General features: G+C 79.3%; 1 pseudogene. It reads left to right on the plus strand.

The features are described 5' to 3' along the window. Positions 1-601: 601 nt before the first annotated feature. Positions 602-945, plus strand: a pseudogene (locus tag KN815_RS49330) (AAA family ATPase); the annotation flags it as partial.

Consider the following 945-nt stretch of genomic DNA (forward strand, 5'->3'; position numbering starts at 1 on the left):
CGCACCCGCCGCACCCGCCGAACCCGGCGAACCCGGCGCGCGGGGGCGCGTCATGGGGCGGGCCGAGAGGGACGGCCGCACTGGAACCTGCGAGCCGGGTTCGGGCGCGCCCGGCCGGGCGGAGGGCACTTCCTCGCACGGGCCGGATCCGGCGCCGGGGGCTGTCCCTTCCGCGGGTGTCGGCGCGTCGGGTGTGCGGGCCACCGGCCGGGCTGCGGCTGCCGAGAACGGTGCGGTAGGTGGGCAGATCGGCTCCGGGGCAGGAGAGAGCACCGTCCCGGGCCCGCACGGGACGGCGGAGGGCACCCGCGCGGGTGTGCCGGACCAGGTGCCGGGGGCTGTCCCTTCCGCGGATGTGGGCGTGTCCGCCACTGCCCGGGTCACCACTGCCGACAGCGGCACGGTGGGTGGGCAGGCCGGTCCCCGAGCGGGCCTGCCGGGGCAGACGTCGTCCGGTGCTGCTGCCGCCTCGGAGGCACGGGTTGCGGGCGCGCCGCACCCCGCCGCGTACGACGCTGGTCGTGGCGGGGCGGCCGCGGGCGCGGCCTCTGACGGTGACGGGCCGTGTGGGGGGCGGGACGACCGTTCGCCGGGCGCGGACGTGTCCGTGGTGCTTGCCGAGGCCGATGCCGAGTGGCTGGGGCGGGTTGAGCGGCGGGTGCGGGAGGAGCTTGGGGCGTTGGGGGCCGCGCGGCGGGGGGAGGCGCGGGCGGCGGCCGTGGTCGGCGAGATCGGTGCGCTCGACCGGGAGGCCCGTGCCGACGACGAGGCGATCGAGGAGGCCGCCGAGTGGCTCGCCGGGTGGGACGAGATCCACTGGGCGCATCAGCGGCGGGTCGAGGCCGCGCAGGAGGCCGTCAACCGGGCCGAGCAGCTCGGCGGGCGGATCGAGCCCGCCGAGCGGCGCCTTGAGGCAGCCAGGCGGCGGGACCGGCTCGCCGGGCA

Origin of the sequence: Streptomyces niphimycinicus, from assembly GCF_018883605.1 — a bacterium.
In the GTDB taxonomy this organism is placed as follows: Bacteria; Actinomycetota; Actinomycetes; order Streptomycetales; family Streptomycetaceae; genus Streptomyces; species Streptomyces niphimycinicus.